General features: G+C 70.3%; 15 protein-coding genes. 9 read left to right on the top strand and 6 right to left on the bottom strand.

Annotated features, from left to right (window positions below; translation table 11 throughout):
- Positions 1-159: 159 nt before the first annotated feature.
- From ABZX92_RS40260 to ABZX92_RS40250, 3 genes are all read right to left on the bottom strand, one after another.
- Positions 160-903 (bottom strand): DUF899 family protein, encoded by a 744-nt coding sequence (locus ABZX92_RS40260; protein ID WP_355570736.1) that lies wholly within the window; start codon positions 901-903, stop codon positions 160-162.
- Positions 904-969: 66 nt separating this feature from the next.
- Positions 970-2,178, bottom strand: coding sequence for a HAMP domain-containing sensor histidine kinase (locus ABZX92_RS40255; protein ID WP_355570735.1), 1,209 nt, complete (start codon positions 2,176-2,178; stop codon positions 970-972).
- Positions 2,175-2,861 (bottom strand): response regulator transcription factor, encoded by a 687-nt coding sequence (locus tag ABZX92_RS40250; protein WP_355570734.1) that lies wholly within the window; start codon positions 2,859-2,861, stop codon positions 2,175-2,177. The genes ABZX92_RS40255 and ABZX92_RS40250 overlap by 4 nt, the downstream gene beginning before the upstream one ends.
- A 133-nt stretch (positions 2,862-2,994) precedes the next feature.
- Between ABZX92_RS40250 and ugpC the strand changes: the two genes are divergently transcribed.
- From ugpC to ABZX92_RS40225, 5 genes are all read left to right on the top strand, one after another.
- A complete protein-coding gene (gene ugpC, locus ABZX92_RS40245) occupies positions 2,995-4,191 on the top strand; it encodes a sn-glycerol-3-phosphate ABC transporter ATP-binding protein UgpC (protein ID WP_355570733.1) in 1,197 nt (398 codons plus the stop codon).
- 8 nt (positions 4,192-4,199) lie between these two features.
- A complete protein-coding gene (locus tag ABZX92_RS40240) occupies positions 4,200-5,498 on the top strand; it encodes an ABC transporter substrate-binding protein (protein WP_355570732.1) in 1,299 nt (432 codons plus the stop codon).
- On the top strand, positions 5,498-6,805 hold the full coding sequence (locus ABZX92_RS40235) for an ABC transporter permease subunit (protein ID WP_355570731.1): 1,308 nt from the start codon (positions 5,498-5,500) through the stop codon (positions 6,803-6,805). Before ABZX92_RS40240 ends, ABZX92_RS40235 begins: the two co-directional genes overlap by 1 nt.
- Positions 6,802-7,707 carry a carbohydrate ABC transporter permease gene (locus ABZX92_RS40230; RefSeq protein ID WP_355570730.1) on the top strand — a complete coding sequence of 302 codons (906 nt, stop codon included), beginning with the start codon at positions 6,802-6,804 and terminating at the stop codon, positions 7,705-7,707. The genes ABZX92_RS40235 and ABZX92_RS40230 overlap by 4 nt, the downstream gene beginning before the upstream one ends.
- Positions 7,708-7,894: 187 nt before the next feature.
- On the top strand, positions 7,895-10,477 hold the full coding sequence (locus tag ABZX92_RS40225; RefSeq protein WP_355570729.1) for an NB-ARC domain-containing protein: 2,583 nt from the start codon (positions 7,895-7,897) through the stop codon (positions 10,475-10,477).
- A gap of 10 nt (positions 10,478-10,487) precedes the next feature.
- On the opposite strand, the gene ABZX92_RS40220 is transcribed toward ABZX92_RS40225, so the two are convergent.
- Entirely contained in the window at positions 10,488-11,006 is a 519-nt protein-coding gene (locus tag ABZX92_RS40220; RefSeq protein WP_355570728.1) for a DUF4232 domain-containing protein, read from the bottom strand.
- A 149-nt stretch (positions 11,007-11,155) separates the two neighbouring features.
- On the opposite strand from ABZX92_RS40220, the gene ABZX92_RS40215 reads away from it, so the two are divergent.
- A complete protein-coding gene (locus tag ABZX92_RS40215) occupies positions 11,156-13,342 on the top strand; it encodes a tetratricopeptide repeat protein (protein ID WP_355570727.1) in 2,187 nt (728 codons plus the stop codon).
- Between the two features lie 3 nt (positions 13,343-13,345).
- Here the strand turns inward: ABZX92_RS40215 and ABZX92_RS40210 are convergent, their stop codons facing one another.
- Positions 13,346-13,903, bottom strand: a complete 558-nt coding sequence (locus ABZX92_RS40210; RefSeq protein WP_355570726.1) for a TetR/AcrR family transcriptional regulator — start codon at positions 13,901-13,903, stop codon at positions 13,346-13,348.
- Positions 13,904-13,985: 82 nt separating this feature from the next.
- Here ABZX92_RS40210 and ABZX92_RS40205 point away from each other — a divergent pair, with 82 nt between their 5' ends.
- Positions 13,986-14,441 (top strand): hypothetical protein, encoded by a 456-nt coding sequence (locus ABZX92_RS40205; protein ID WP_355570725.1) that lies wholly within the window; start codon positions 13,986-13,988, stop codon positions 14,439-14,441.
- Between the two features lie 36 nt (positions 14,442-14,477).
- Positions 14,478-14,903: a hypothetical protein gene (locus ABZX92_RS40200; RefSeq protein WP_355570724.1), complete on the top strand. Its 426-nt coding sequence runs from the start codon at positions 14,478-14,480 to the stop codon at positions 14,901-14,903.
- On the opposite strand, the gene ABZX92_RS40195 is transcribed toward ABZX92_RS40200, so the two are convergent.
- Positions 14,854-15,516: an RraA family protein gene (locus ABZX92_RS40195; protein WP_355570723.1), complete on the bottom strand. Its 663-nt coding sequence runs from the start codon at positions 15,514-15,516 to the stop codon at positions 14,854-14,856. The genes ABZX92_RS40200 and ABZX92_RS40195 overlap by 50 nt on opposite strands.
- 112 nt (positions 15,517-15,628) lie before the next feature.
- Here ABZX92_RS40195 and ABZX92_RS40190 point away from each other — a divergent pair, with 112 nt between their 5' ends.
- Positions 15,629-16,153 carry an RICIN domain-containing protein gene (locus ABZX92_RS40190; RefSeq protein WP_355570722.1) on the top strand — a complete coding sequence of 175 codons (525 nt, stop codon included), beginning with the start codon at positions 15,629-15,631 and terminating at the stop codon, positions 16,151-16,153.
- Positions 16,154-16,160 lie beyond the last annotated feature (7 nt).

Raw genomic sequence — 16,160 nt, 5'->3', positions numbered from 1 at the left:
GTACGAACTCCACAGCGTTTTCCTATCGACGTCGAGTGGCCAGGAACCCGCGCACGCCCAGCCGCCGTGCCGGCGACGGCCGGTTCCGAGGGCGGTTGGTAGCAGGTAGAGGCGATTTGATCAAGAGTTGGTGGTACTTGCAGACGCCGACAGCGCCACCTAGTGGCAGTGGCCGTCCCGCCCGAGTGTCTCCTCAGGCGTCACGCCGGGCCGGGTCCACTGCGGGGTCGGCCTGCCGGTCGGCCCCCACGTCGCGTTGCCGTCCACGTCCGTCCGCCAGAACCAGCCCGCGTCACGGCCCTCAGGCCACCCGTCCGGGACGACCTCCCACTTCTCGCCGCGCCCGTACGGCGTCATGTCGAGCAGCGCCAACGACCCGTTGACCCGCTCGGTCCCGCGCCCGGTCGTTCGGTACGTGAGGAACACACGCTCTCCGTCCCGCAGGAAGCACGCGAAGTACCCCATGTCGCCCCCGATCGGTGCGGGCACGTCCCGCACCGAGTACCAGGGCTGCGTGTAGCCCATGAACGCGATGAACGGCTCCACCTCCTCCCACGCGCCCACGGTCAACACAGCGAACGACACTCCGCGCGCGTGCAGGTAGGAGGCGTCCGGGAAGTGCCACGGTACGTGCGTGCAGCCCTCGCACTGGCCCTGGTGGGGCGCGCCGTCCCACCACATGTGCTGGTAGACCACGAGCTCGTCGCGTCCCTCGAACAACGACACGAACGGCACCGGGCCGGCCGGACCGACGACCAGAGCCGAACCGTCGACCTCGACCATCGGCAACCGCCGGCGAGCCGCGGCGAGAGCATCTCCCTCACGCGTGTGGGCCTTCTCCCGGACCAGCAGTTCCTCCCGCGCGGCTTCCCAGGCCGAGAAGGAGACAACGGGTGGGGTCATGACGTCCTCCAAGCATGTCTGCATCCCTGACACGGACATGTCGAAGCCGACATCGCGATCTCGACATCACGGCCGCCACAATCTCCACGCCCGCGGGCTCGCCGGCGAGTGGTGGCTGTTCGCCTCCCCGAACCGCAGCCGCACCCGCGCCCCGCCGAGCCGTCCGCGTTCCAGGTGGATCGTGCCGCCGGTGGCCTCCGCGGCGGCCCGGGCGATGTCCAGTCCGAGGCCGGTCGACCCGCCGCCGCTGCTGCCGCGGTGCAGAGCGGACGACGGATCAGCCACCCCGGAACCGCCGTCCTCGACCACCAGGGTCACCCAGCCGGCGTGCCGCACCACCGACACGCCGACCGGGGCGGCCGGGGGAGTGTGCCGGAAGACGTTCTCCAGCAACGCGTCCACCACCGCCCCGAGCGCGTCCGGAGCCAGCGGAACCCAGGCGGGCTCGCCGACGTCGACCTCGAGCAGCCGGCCCTGGTTCGAGGCGTGCGCGGACCAGAACGCCATCCGCGTCTCCACCACCGATGCCACGTCGCACGTACTGGCCGCCGAACCCTCGGAAGGCTGCAACGCCTGGATGATCCGGTCCACGTCGTGCCCCAACGTGCTGACAGCGCTGCGAATCCGGTCGGCGACGGCCCCCGAGCCCACCGCGTCGGCGTCCAATCGCAAGGCGGCCAGTGGCGTCCGCAACCGGTGCGACACGTCCGCGATCATCTCGCGTTCCTTGGCCAGCAACGAGGAGTTCTGCTCGGCAGCCGCGTTGATGGACGCGGCCAGCGCCTCCAGCTCGACCGGCCCCCGCAACCGCACCCGCCGCCCGGGCGAGGAAGCCAGCACCCGCAACGCGCGCAGCACCGGCGTGAAAGGCCGATGCCCCAACCACACCGCGGCACCCAGCGCCACCGCGGAAACGCCGAGCACCGACAGCACCGCGCCGACCGGGAACGGCACCGCGCCGGGCACGACCGAAACCACCGCTCCGCCAACGGAAGCGACCGGCGCACCACCACCGGCTCCGAGCCGCGTCCCGTCCGCCAGCACCACGGACAACCGCCCCTCGGCCCCGGCGGAGGTTCGCGCGATCGTCCCCCGGACGGCGTCGGCGTCAGAAGACACCGCGAGCACAGCGGCGACGACCGCCGCGTCGCGCTGATCAGCCGCGGCGGCCACCGCCCCTGCCTGCGTGAACAACAAGAACCCGGCAACCGCAAGGGAAACCACCGTCACCAGCCCGGCGGCGACCAGCAGCGCACGGGTGATGACCGATCTCATTCGGGCGCCGCCAGCTTGAACCCCACACCCCGGACCGTGTGCAGATAACGGGGATGCGCCGCGGTCTCGCCGAGCTTGCGCCGCAACCAGGAAGCGTGCACGTCGATCGTCTTGTCGTCACCGACGTACGGATGCCCCCACACGGCCTGGATCAGCTCGCGCCGCGAGATCACCCGCCCCGGCCGTTGCGCGAGATAGGCCAGCAGGTCGAACTCCCGCCTGCTCAACGCGAGCGCGCAGTCACCGAGCGTGGCCATGCGCTGAGCGAGGTCGACCGAAAGCTCGCCCAGCACCACGACCTCGGAAGCCGCGGCGGCGGAACCACCCGTTCGCCGCAGCAGCGCGTTGATGCGCGCGGCCAGGTGCTCGGACGAGAACGGCTTCACGATGTAGTCGTCCGCGCCGGCGTTCAACGTGCTCACGACCGAGTTCTCGGCCCCGCGCGCGGTGGCCACGATGACCGGCACGTTCGACACCCCGCGCAGCATCCGCAGGGCAGCCACGCCGTCCAGGTCCGGCAGCCCCAGGTCCAGTATCACCAGGTCCAGCTCGGACGTGCCCGCCTCGCGCAGTGCGGCCACGGCGGTGCCGACGGCCTGCACGACGTGCCCGAGGTCGGTCAGCGCGTGCACGAGCGCCGCCTGGACCACCGGGTCGTCCTCGACCACCAGCACCTTCGACATACACGCAGCGTAAGCAGCGAACCCGCCGATTGGGAGAGGTGTTGCGAGCTTATCGAGATCGTGTTTCGTCCTTAAATCTTCCTTAGGGATGGCGGCCCTACGGTCTGCAGTCACACCGAACCGGGGAGTTCTCGTGGCAGAAGTCGTTCTGACGGGTCTGGGCAAGGCGTACGGCGACGGCACCCGCGCGGTCACCGACCTGAACCTGGAGATCCGCGACGGGGAGTTCCTGGTGCTCGTGGGCCCGTCGGGCTGCGGGAAGACGACGGCGCTGCGGATGATCGCCGGGCTCGAGCAGATCACCGAGGGCAGCATCCGCATCGGCGAGCACGTCGTCAACGACGTGCCGTCCCGTGACCGCGACGTGGCGATGGTGTTCCAGTCGTACGCGCTCTACCCGCACCTCAACGTGTACGACAACATCGCGTTCGGCCTCACGCTGCGCAAGCTCGACAAGAAGGAGATCGACCACCGGGTCCGCGAGGTCGCCGACGTGCTCGAACTGACCGAGCACCTGGACCGCAAGCCCCGCAACCTCTCCGGCGGTCAGCGGCAGCGCGTCGCGATGGGCCGGGCGATCGTGCGGGCGCCGCAGGCGTTCCTGATGGACGAGCCGCTGTCCAATCTGGACGCCAAGCTGCGCGTGCAGATGCGTGCCCAGATCGCTCGCATCCAGCGCGAGATCGGCGTGACGACCGTCTACGTCACGCACGACCAGACCGAGGCGATGACGCTCGGCGACCGGGTCGCGGTGATGCGACGCGGTGTGCTGCAACAGGTCGGGCCTCCGCAGGAGCTGTACGACCGCCCGGTGAACCTGTTCGTCGCCGGGTTCATCGGCTCGCCGGGCATGAACCTCGTGTCCGCGAAGCTGGACCAGGACCCGGACGGCCGCTTCTGGGTCTCGCTCAACTCCGACACCCTGCTGCTGCCGGAATCCGTGCTGCGGCAACGGCCCGCGCTGGAACAGTACGTCGGCCGCGACGTCGTCGTCGGCATCCGGCCGGAGGACATGGAGGACACCGCGCTCGCGGACGCTCGCGAGGGCCAGATCCTGCACTCCGTCGCCGACCTGGTCGAGGCGATGGGGTCGGACGTCCTCGTGCACTTCCCGGTCGACGTGCCGCCCGTCGTCACCGACGACACCCGTGAGCTCGCTCAAGACGCCGGAACCGACGACCTGCCGAAGACCGGCGGCAAGGGGACCGTCCTGGTCGGACGGTTCAGCCCGCGCACCCGCATCTACGAAGGACAGCCCGTCGCCGCCTGGGTGGACACCTCCCGGCTGCACTTCTTCGACCCGGCCACCGGGTCCTCGATCTGGAAGTAGGAGCTTCAGTGACAACACAGTGGAAGCGACTCGCCGCACTGCTCGTGTTCACCGCAGTCGCCGGAACCGCCGCGTGTTCCGGAGGTGCCGCGGGAACGAGCTCGGAGGACCTCAAGGGCCAGACCGTCGAGATCGTCGGCCCGTGGACCGGTGACGAGCAGAAGAGCTTCGAGAAGGTGCTGCAGGTGTTCAAGTCCCAGACCGGCGCCGACGTCAAGTACACACCGGCCGGCGACGAGCTGCCGACCGTGCTGCAGACGAGAGTCTCGGGTGGCACACCGCCGAACGTCGCGCTGATCGCCCAGCCCGGCCTCGTCGCCCAGTTCGCCAAAGCCGGTGCCCTGAAGCCGGTCGCCACCGACGTCGACAAGGCCGTCACCGAGCACAACGCGGCCGTGTGGAAGAAGTTCGCCAGCGTCGACGGCAAGCTCTACGGCTTCACCTTCAAGACCGCCAACAAGTCCGCGTTCTGGTACAGCGAGAAGGCGTTCCAGCAGGTCGGCGCGACGCCGCCGGCGACGTGGGACGACCTGGTGAAGACCAGCAAGGCGATCGCCGAGACCGGTCTCGCGGCGGTGTCGGTCGGCGGTGCGGACGGCTGGACGCTCACCGACTGGTTCGAGAACGTCTACCTGCGCACGGCAGGGCCGGACAACTACGACAAGCTCGCCAAGCACGAGATTCCGTGGACCGATCCCTCGGTGAGGAAAGCGTTGGAGGAACTGGCGAAGCTCTGGGGCGACCCGACGCTCGTCGCCGGTGGCGCGCTGCAGACCGAGTTCCCCAAATCCGTGATCAACGTCTTCGGCGACCAGCCGTCGGCCGCGATGGTCTTCGAGGCGGACTTCGTGGCGAGCGTGATCTCCACGAACACCAAGGCGAAGGTCGGTCAGGACGCCAAGTTCTTCCCGTTCCCCTCGGTCGCGGGCAGCAAGGACGCCGTGGTCGCCGGTGGTGACATGGCCGTGCAGTTCAAGGACGACAAGGCGACGACCGAGCTGATGAAGTTCCTGGCCTCGCCGGAGTCCGGGAAGATCTGGGCGGAGCTCGGCGGGTTCCTCTCGCCCAACAAGGACATCCCGGAGTCGGCCTACCCGGACGACGTCACGCAGGACCTGGCGAAGCGGATCGTCGCCGCGGGCGACAACGTGCGGTTCGACATGTCCGACCTGGCGCCGGCCGCGTTCGGTGGCACGAAGGGCGCGGGGGAGTGGAAGGACCTGCAGGACTTCCTCGCCGACCCGAAGAACGTCGACGGCATCATGGCGCGCCTGGAAGCCAACGCGGCCAAGGCATACGGCAAATGATGCCCAGAAAGATCAGGCTCAGCACGAACGTGGACGTCGCGCCGGGGCGCTCGCCCCGGCAGGCGATCCCCTTCCTGCTCCCCGCGCTGCTCGTGCTCGCGGCGCTCGTGCTGTACCCGCTGGTGTTCTCGCTGATCCGCAGCTTCTTCGACGCGTCCGGGGACGAGTTCGTCGGCCTGCGCAACTACGTCGACACGTTCACCGACCCGCGGACGCTGATCGCCTTTCGCAACAACGTGATCTGGGTGGTGGTCGCTCCGGCGGCCGTCACCGGCATCGGTCTCGTGCTCGCCGTGCTCACCGAACGGATCCGCTGGGCGACCGCGTTCCGGCTGGTGCTGTTCATGCCGATGGCGATCTCGTTGTTCGCCTCGGGCATCATCTTCCGGCTCGTCTACGAGGAAGCGCCGAACCAGGGCGTGGTGAACGCGGTCCTGGTCGGCGTGCACGACGTGTTCAGCCCGTCGTCGCAGTTCCCCGGTGCGCGGCCGCGCACCGGTTACACCGCGACGGAAGCGGGATTCCTGGGAACCGCGCCAGTGCAGGCCGGCGACACGGTGTTGGTGCCGCTGGTGGGTTTCAGCCCGCAGCAGGTGCCCGCGCAGGCACTTCCGGCGTCCGCGCCCACCGCGGGTGCCGGCGAGCTGCGCGGCGTGGTGTGGCTCGACGTGTCGGTCAACGGCAGCTCGGGCAAGATCGACCCGATCGAGCGCGGGCTGCCCGGTGTGGCGGTGGAGGCGGTGCGGGACGGGCAGGTCGTGGCGCGCACGACCACCGGTGACGACGGCAGGTTCACGTTCCCCGACCTGGCGCGGGGTGAGGTCGTGGTCCGCCTGCCGTCGTCGAACTTCTCGCTGCCGTTCCGCGGCCTGACGTGGCTGGGCTCGTCGCTCATCACGCCGGTGATCATCTCGTCCTGGATCTGGATCATGACCGGGTTCGCGATCACGTTCATCGCGGCCGGCCTGTCCGCGATTCCGCGCGATGCCCTGGAAGCGGCACGGGTCGACGGCGCGACGGAGTGGCAGGTGTTCCGGCGCGTCACGATCCCGTTGCTCTCGCCGGTGCTGCTGGTCGTCTTCGTGACGCTGGTGATCAACGTGCTGAAGATCTTCGAGCTGGTCTTCGTCATCGCGCCCGGCTCGGTGCAGGAGCAGGCGAACGTGCTGGCGCTGCAGATGTGGCAGGTGTCCTTCGGCGCGGGCGGCGACCAGGGCGCGGGCAGTGCGCTGGCCGTGATCCTGTTCGTGCTGGTGGCCCCGGCGATGCTGTTCAACATCCGCCGATTCCGACGGGAGCGGTCGTGACCCTGGTGGCAGAAGAGGTCCGCATCGAGGTGCCCGTGTCGGGTGCGCCCAGACGCGGGGTGCTGTCCCGGCTGGCGTCCCGGCTGGGCAACGGTTTCGTGCAGCTGGTGCTCGCTCTGGTGGCGTTGTTCTGGCTGGTGCCGGTGTTCGGCCTGCTGATCGCGTCGTTGCGCGACGAGTCGGCGAACACCTCCAGCGGCTGGTGGACGATCTTCACCAGTCCCGCCCAGCTCACCCTGGACAACTACGCCGACCTCGTGGCGAACCAGGCGGTGTGGCAGTCGTTCCTCAACACCTTCTACATCGCCGTGCCCGCAACGGTTCTGGTCGTGGTGATGGCGGCGCTGGCGTCGTACGCGTTGTCGTGGATCGAGTTCCCCGGCCGGGACGCGCTGACCGTGGTAGTCGTCGGTCTGCTCGTGATGCCGGTCCAGGTCGCGTTGATCCCGGTCGCCAAGCTGTTCGGCGCGTTGGGCCTGTTCGGCACCATCACCGGTGTGGTGCTGTTCCACGTCGCGTTCGGCCTGCCGTTCGCCATCTTCCTGCTGCGCAACTTCTTCACCGGCATCCCGCGCGACCTGATCGAGGCCGCGCGGATGGACGGCGCCACCGAGTGGGTGATCTTCAAACGCGTCGTGCTCCCGGTCGCCAAGCCCGCGATCGCGTCGCTGACGATCTTCCAGTTCCTCTGGGTGTGGAACGACCTGCTGGTGGCCCTGGTGTTCGCGGACCAGGACTCGGCGCCGATCACGGTGGCGCTGCGGGCCCAGCTGCGGCAGTTCGGCACCAACATCGACATGCTCGCGACCGGCGCGTTCCTGTCGATGATCGTGCCGCTGGCGGTGTTCCTGGTGTTCCAGAAGTACTTCGTGCAGGGCGTGCTGGCCGGGTCGACCAAGTGATCAGGGGGTGTGAAGGCCGGTTGCCGCCCCCGTCGCGGCAACCGGCCTTCCTGGAGTGACCGGGTCCCCCTCTCCCCGCGGAGCCGTCCCGGTCACGATCCTGGAGCACATTCTTTAGGCCGAACGGCGGCGGCGACAGCGACAACCCGCACAACCCACCGATACAGTTCGGGTACGGGAGGGGTGTGTGGACGGGTCCTTCGGCGCACTGCTGCGTCATCACCGCCTGGCCGCGGCGCTGACCCAGGAGGCGCTGGCCGAGCGGGCGGGAATCAGCGCGCAGGCCGTCGGCGTGCTCGAACGCGGAGTCCGCCGCTACCCCCACCGCGAGACCGTGTCCCGGCTGGCCGGCGCGTTGCGCCTGAGCCAGGAGGAGCACGCCGGGCTGGTCGCCGCGGCGTCGCGGGCGCCGGTGCCGAGGGCCGAGGTTTCCGCTGACCACGTCGTGGCGGCTCAGCTGCCCGCCGCCGTCGAGGGGTTCACCGGCCGGGACGACGTCCTGCGCGCGATGGACGGGCTGCTCGCGCGTGAGCCGAACGCGGTGGTGGTGTCCGCGATCGCGGGCATGGCGGGCATCGGCAAGACCACGCTCGCGGTGCACTGGGCTCACCGCGCCCGGTCGCGGTTCCCGGACGGACAGCTGTTCCTGAACCTGCGCGGCCACGGCGGCGGTGCCCCGCTGACCCCGCTGGAGGCGTTGACGCACCTGCTGACCGGGCTCGGCGTGGATCGCGCCGAGGTTCCCGCCGACGTCGAGGCCGCCGCGGCCCGGTACCGGACGTTGCTGGCGGACCGGCGTGTCCTGGTGGTGCTGGACGACGCGGTGGACGCCCGTCAGGTGCGCCCGCTGCTGCCCGGTTCCGCCGGCTGTCTCGTGCTCGTGACCAGCAGGTATCGGCTCGACGGCCTGGTGGCTCGCGACGGTGCCCGGCGGGTGCAGCTCGACCTGCTCGATCGCGACGCCGCTCGCACCCTGCTCACGCGGGTGCTCGGCTTCGAACGTGTGCAAGCGGAACCCGTCGACGACCTGATCGACCTGTGCGCGGGCCTGCCGCTGGCGTTGCGCATCGCGGCCGCGCATCTCCTCGGCGGCCGGTCGATCGCGAGCTACGTGGCCGCGCTGCGTTCCGGCGACCGGCTCGCGTCGCTGGCGGTGCCCGGCGATCCCGACACGGCGGTGGGTGCGGCGTTCGACCTGTCCTACGAGGCGCTGGACCCGCAGTCGCGCCGGGTGTTCCGGTTGATGGGGCTCATGCCGGGCCGGGACCTGACGGCCGACGCGATCGCCGCGCTGACCTCGCTCGACGACGCGGAGACCGCCCGTTGCCTGCACGCGCTGACGGCGGCGCACCTCGTCGACGAGCACCAGCCGGGCCGCTACACGTTCCACGACCTGTTGCGCCTGCACGCCGCCCACCTCGCCGACGCCGAACGCCCGGCCGCCACCGAACGCCTCTGGGGCCACTTCGCTTTGACGTTGCTGAACGCCGGTGAGCGCGTCGATCCGCGCACGTACCGGCACGTGCTGGCCGAGGACTACCGGCACACGACGTTCATCGACGACACCATCGCGAACACGTGGATCGACGTCGAGACCGAGAACCTCGTCGCCACCACGCACGCCGCCGCGGCCGCCGGGCACACCCGCCTGGCCGTGCAGCTGCTGATCGCGCTGCACCCGCAGTTCGAACGCCACCGGATGCACGCCGTCTGGCTCGGCACCGGCACCGCGGTGCTGGAGGCGGCGCGGCGCAGCGGTGATCTGCTGGCCGAGGCTCATGCGTTGCGGATCATCGGCGACGCCCACTGGTGCGGTTGCGACTACGAGCAGTCGCTGACGTTCCTGGGTGCGGCGCTCGTTGCCGCAGAATCGTTGGGGCACAACGAGTTCTACCGCGTGGTGTTGTGCGCGCTGGGCAGGACGTCGATCTCGATGGGCCGCCCTCGCGACTGCGCCGACTACTACCTGCGGGCCCGCGAGCTCTGGCAGCAGGACGGCCGCCCCGCCGCCGGCTCGCTGGTCCTCGGCGACGCGTACTGGGAGCTCGGCGAACTGGAGCGCGCCTACGAACTGCACACCGAGGCGATCTCCTCCGCGCGCCGCAAGGGAGTCCGCTACGGCGTGCTGCTGGGCGAAACCCACGCGGGCCGCTCGTGCCAGGCACTCGGCCGGCTGGAGCGGGCGATCGAGCACTACTCGGCGGGCCTCGCGCTGTGCCGGGAGTTCGCCGAGCCGGCCGAGGAAGCGGGCAACCTCGCGAACCTTTCCGGCGCCTATCGCGATCTCGCTCAGTACGACCTGGCGCTGGACACCGCCCGTGAAGCGTTGGAGATCGCCACTCGGCTCGGCATGCGGCGCACCCAGATCAGCGCGTGGCACGTGCTCGGCAGCACCCACCTGCTGCTCGGGTACGACGACGAGGCTCGCTTCGAACTGCGCACGGCATTGGACTTGGCGGTCGCCGCGTCGCATCAGCGGGGGCGGTGTGACGCGCTGATCTCGTTGGCGGCGCTGCATCTTCGTCATGCCGAGCACGATCTTGCCCGTGCCTCGGCTGAGGAAGCGCTTGCGATCAGCCGCGGCACCGGGCATCGGCTCATCGAGGGGGAGAGCCTGCGCGTGCTCGCCGAGGTGGATCTCGCGCTGGGCCGGCTCTCCGACGCACGCGTTCGTGCCGAGGAAGCCGGTGCGCTGCACGCGGAGTCCGGCTTTCGGCTTGGCGCAGAACGGGTCGCGCACGTCCTGCGCCGTGTCGCCGACGCCGGTTAGCAGGGAAGGCTCAGGCCGCGGAGACGTTCGTCAGCTCGACGTGGTCGCCCCGCAGCGGCATGCCGGCAGGCCAGGCCACGGTCACCGTGTACCCGCCACCGGCGACCGGCAGGTTCAGGTTGACCACGCTCGGCTGGAACGTGACCGGCGCCTGCGACGCCATCAGGATCCGCGACTCGGCGGGCTTGCCGGGCTGCACGTTCACCGGCGCCGGCACGCTGTGCGGGTCGTCGAGCACGACCTGGATGGTGCTGCCGTCTGCCTCGCTGTGCCCGCTGCCCTTGGTGAACGTGACGGCGGTCGGCGCGCCCTGGAGGCTGCAGTTGGTGTGCGGCCCGGCGGCGGCGTAGTGGATGACGTAGGCCTGCTGGCCCGCGGCGGAAGTCGGATCCTTCGTCACGGAGACGACGAGGTCCGAGGTGTCGCACGGCTTGTCGGACGGGTTGGCGGACGCGGTCGCGGCCAGCAGCGGGAGGGTGGCGGCGGTCAGCAGCGCGGCGATGCTGACACCTGCGATTGTCTTGTTCATCGTGCACCTCTTTCGGTCTTACCTAGAAAGATGTCCACGAAGCGACGAGGTTCACCTGGGTGATGTTCGTCCTAATGGAGCAACCAGGCGTTGGTTCAAACGTCGCAAACGTCGGGGCACGCCGTTGATCACCGAATATTGTTGCCGGCGTGACGAGCCGGTTCAGCGCGCTGCTGCGACGACTTCGCCTGCGCGCCAACATGACGCAGGAGCAACTGGAGGAGCACTCCGGCGTCTCGGTCCGCACCATCCGCAGGTTCGAGACGGCCGAGCGCGCCAACCCCGGTGTCGGCACGGTCCGCCGCCTCGCCGATGCCCTGGGTCTTTCTCCGGACGAACGGGACAGCCTCCTCGCGGCCGCGATCGGCTCGCCCGCATCCGCCGCGCCGACGCCTCGTCAGTTGCCCGCCTCGCCAGCGGAGTTCGTTGGCAGACAAGAGGAACTCGCCGCGCTGGACCGCGCGGTGGGCGCGGTGTCGGCGGCCAGTGGAGGCGGTGGGGTCGGCAAGACCTGGACGGTGCTGCACTGGGCTCACCGCAACCTGCACCGGTTCCCGGACGGCCAGCTGTTCGTCGACCTGCGTGGCTTCGACCCCGGTGGCAGGCCGGCGCGCCCGGCCGAGGTGGTCCGCGGGTTCCTCGACGCGCTGGGTGTCGAGCCGACGGCGATCCCGGCCGGCGAGGACGCTCAGACGGCGTTGTACCGGACTCTGCTGGCGGACAAGCGAATGCTCGTCGTGCTCGACAACGCCCGCGACTCCGCCCAGGTCGTGCCGCTGCTGCCGGGCAGCAGCAGCTGCACCGTCCTGGTCACGAGCCGCGACCGGCTGGCGGGCCTGGTCACCGCGCACGGTGCCGTGCCGCTGCCCCTCGGCGTGCTGGACGACGGCGAGGCCTGGGACGTGCTGTCGCGCCGCCTCGGTGCCCGCCTGGACGCCGAGTCCACCGCCGACCTGCTGAGCCACTGCGCCGGACTGCCGCTCGCCCTGGCCGTGGTGGCCGCTCGCGCCGTGCTGCGTCCCGACGTCTCGCTGACCACGCTGGCCGCGGAGCTCCGCGACGTCTCGACCCGCCTGAACGCCCTGGACACCGGTGATCCCGCGGCGAGCGTCCACGCGGTGCTGTCGTGGACCTGTGGTGCGCTGGACGACGAGCAGGCCGCCGCGCTCGCCCTGCTGGGGCTCAACCCAGGCCCGGACATCAGCGTCCCCGCCGCGGCGGCCCTGGTCGGCGCACCCGGCGTCGGCACGGCGTTGCGCGCGCTGGAACGCGTGTCGGTGATCGAGCAGCACGCCCCCGGCCGCTACCGCATGCACGACCTCGTCAAGCTCTTCGCCCTCGACCAGGCCCGCCACCTGCCGCCGGGAACGCAGGACGCGGCCCGGCGCCGCCTGGTCGAGTTCTACCTGCACACCGCGCACGCCGCCGACGTGGTCCTGGAGCCGCACCGCCCGCCCATCGAGCTGCGCACCCCGCCCTGCACGCTGCCGGACCCGATGGCGTGGTTCGCCGCCGAACACGCCAATCTCCTGGCCGCACAACGACTTGCGGTCGCCCAGCGCTGGCACGACACGACCTGGCAGCTCGCGTGGAGCCTGAACACGTTCCACAGCAGGCGCGGCCTGGCCCACGACCGCCTGGCCACGTGGCAGACGGCCCTGGAGGCGACCGCCACCCTGCCCGCCGCCCGGCTGCGCGTGCTGCGGCTCCTCGGCTACGCCTGCGCGGGCCTGGGTCGTCACGAGGAAGCGACCACGCATCTGCACGAGGCCGTCCGCCTCGCCGAGAGCCGGCAGGATCTGACCGAACAGGGCCGGGCGCACCAAACACTCGCCCGCGCCTGGGAGATGCGCGGCGACCAGCGGCGCTCCTACGACCACGCGGTCGAGGCCCTGCGGGTCTACCGCCTCCTCGACCGTCCGGTGTGGATCGCCGAGGCCCTCAACGCCGCCGGCTGGTCGGCCGCCGTCCTCGGTGAGCACGACACCGCCCGTGCACACTGCGAGGCCGCGCTGGCCCTGCATCGCGAGCAGGACAACCCGGACGGCGAGGCCGACACCCTCGACAGCCTCGGCTACCTCGCCCACCAGACCGGCGACCACGACCAGGCCGTCGACCACTACAACCAGGCCCTGACCCTGTTCCGCCGCCTCGACTACACCTTCGAGGCCGCCGGCACGCTCGAACGGCTCGGGCACCCGCACCTCGCCCTCGGCCAGCACGACCAGGCGCGAGCGGTGTGGCGGGAGGCGCTGGTGATCTACCGGTCCCAGCAGCGCACGGCGGAGGCCGAGCGGGTCGAGGCGGCCCTGGACTCGGTGCCGTCCACCGCCTGAGCCTCAGTCGTCGCCGAACAGCATGGCCGCGACCCGGTGCGCCAGTTCCTCGGGGTTCTCGCCGGAGTCCAGGTTTCCGGTGTTCCACAACGTCGCGAACCCGTGCACGATCGACCACGCCGCGACGCCCGCCGTCCGCTGCTCGCCGGTCCGCTTCTCACCGAGCGCCTCGACCCCGCCCGCCAGCTCCGCGCCCGCCCGGTCGCGTGCCCGCGCCAGTGCCGGGTCATCGGTGTGGAGCAGGTCGGGCCGGAACATCACCTCGAAGTGCGCCTTGTGCCGCAACGCGAAGCGCACGTAGGTCACGCCCAGCTCGACGAACGAGTCCGTCTCCGCGCGGGTCGCGTTGAGGGCGTCGGCCAGGAGTGCGTAGCCCTCGGCGGCCAGTGCGGTGAGCAGGCCCGCCTTGTCCTTGAAGTGGTGGACGGGGCCCGCGTGCGAGACGCCGACGCGGCGGGCCAGGTCGCGCAGGCTCACGCCGGCCGGGCCGTGCTCGGTGATCGCGTCTACGGCGGCGGCGAGGACCGCCCGGCGCAGGTCGCCGTGGTGGTAGGGAGGCACGAGCGCAATCTTACCGTTGACAAGATGGCTTGTCGCCCGCAATCTTGTCGCTGACAAGTTCTGGGTTGAAGGGGGTGCGGAGATGGTTCCGCTCATCGCGTTGGTGGTCGTCACGTCGTCGCTGCTGATCGCGGGGAAGCTCGGGATGGCGAGGCTGAGCTCGCTGCCGGTCGCGTTGCGCGGCGGGCTCGCGGTCATGTTCGTGCTGACCGGGGGAGCGCACTTCATCGGCCTGCGCGAGGAGTTGATCGCGATGGTGCCGCCGTTCCTGCCGGCGCCGGGGCTGCTGGTCACCGCGACCGGTGTGCTGGAACTGGTCGCGGCGGCGGCGTTGCTGTGGGAGCGGACGGCGGGCTGGTCGGCGCTGGGGCTCACGGCGATGCTGGTCGCGATGTTCCCGGCGAACGTGCACAAGGCGCTCAACGGTCCGGTGCCGTGGAACGACCAGCTGGTGCCGCGCACGCTGATGCAGGTCGTGTTCCTGGCGGCCACGATCACGGTCGCGCGCCACTACCTCAAGGCACGGCAACCGGTCTGACTGTCACGTTCCGGGGCGCTCTCTCGTCCACCGGGCATGAAACTGCTGCTCGACCGGATCTGCCTGGCGTTCCTGGGAGTCACGGGCGCGTACGTCGGCGTCTTCGCCTACTTCGCCTCGCAGTCGTTCTACGACGGCTTTCCCGGGCTCGGACTGCGGTGGCTCCCGCAGCTCGGCCCGTTCAACGAGCACCTGATCAAGGACGTCGGCGCGTTCTACCTGGGGATCACCGTGCTGAGTTTCATCGCGCTGGCGAACGCCCGCAAGGCGATCGTCGTCCAGATGGCCGGCGCCGCGCTGCTCGTGTTCAACGTGCTGCACTTCTACTTCCACCTGACGATGCTGCACGTGTACGAGCCGCGCGACCAGTGGCTGAACGCGATCTTCCTGGGCCTGACCGTGGTGCTGTCGGTCATCCTGGTGATCCCGTCGCGCGCAACGCGGACTGCTCGCCCCGCCTGAGCGCCTCGACGTGCTCGGTGACGTTGAACGCGTCGCTCAACGTCCTGCCGCCGTCGAGCAGCTCGATCACCCGGTGCTCGGTGTTCTTGACGGCCAGCGCCGCGTCGAGGACGGCAGCGGCACGCTGCGGGTCGAGCACCACCAGACCCTCGTCGTCGGCGAGGACCAGATCGCCCGGATTCACCACGACACCACCGCACGTCACCGGCACCTGAAGCTCGCCGAGCTGTGACGCCGTGCCCGCGCGCGGCGTCACGAACCGGCTGTAGACGGGAAGCTCGCACGTCGACACGTACGCCATGTCGCGGTAGCCGCCGTCCACCACCACGCCGCCCAACCCGCGCGCCAACGCCCCTCGCGCGAACATCTCGCCGCCGAGCGCGGTCTCCCGTCCACCGCCGTCGACCACGATCACCGCACCGGGCCCGGCCGTCTCGACCGCCCGCAGCACGGCCAGGAAGTCCTCCCGGCACCGGACGGTGAACGCGGGCCCGAACACGCGTGTCGCCGCCGACCGGGCGCGGATCCCGCTGTCCATGACCCGCGTGGTCCGGTCGGCGTCGCAGATCGCGGTGGTGTCCACGGCGTGAAACCGCTCCAGCAGTTCCATCATCAGGCGTCCTCACGATCAGTTGCTCGCAGTAGTTGGTGCGCTCCACGGTATCCAGTTCCGCTGAGCGGGCTCTCTCCCTGTGTGCCAAGCCGAAACGGCGAAGGGGAGTAATGTGCTGACTTCGAAACGACTACTGACTGTGGTGATCGCGCTGGCCGCGGCGCTGGTCACGCCGGGGCTCGCGGTCGCCCAGGACGTGTCCGCGCAGGCCGGTCCGGCGACCGTGATCCGCAGCTTCGCCGCCCTGACCCAGAAGTGCATCGGTCTCGCGAACAACGGCAGCACCGCGAACGGCACGAGACTCGTGCTGTGGGACTGCCACTTCCACAACGACCAGTACTGGTACACGGGCGACGGCACGACCTTGCGCTCGTACGCGTCGGGATATCCGAACGGCAAGTGCGTCGGCCTCGCGAACAACGGCAGCACGGCCAACGGCACCGAACTTGTGTTGTGGGACTGCCACTTCCACAACGACCAGAACTGGCGGCTGTCCCCGCTCTCCGACGGCACGTTCGCGCTGTACAACGCCCCGTCCGGCAAGTGCGCGGGCCTGGCGAACAGCGGCAGCACCGTCAACGGCACCAAGCTCGTCCTGTGGGACTGCCACCTGCACCCGGACCAGCGCTGGTACTGACGCCTTC

It is taken from the genome of Lentzea sp. NPDC006480, from assembly GCF_040611995.1.
Taxonomy (GTDB): domain Bacteria; phylum Actinomycetota; class Actinomycetes; order Mycobacteriales; family Pseudonocardiaceae; genus Lentzea.
The sequence above is the reverse complement of the archived record's forward strand: the minus strand, read 5'-3'. Positions and strand labels throughout refer to the sequence as shown.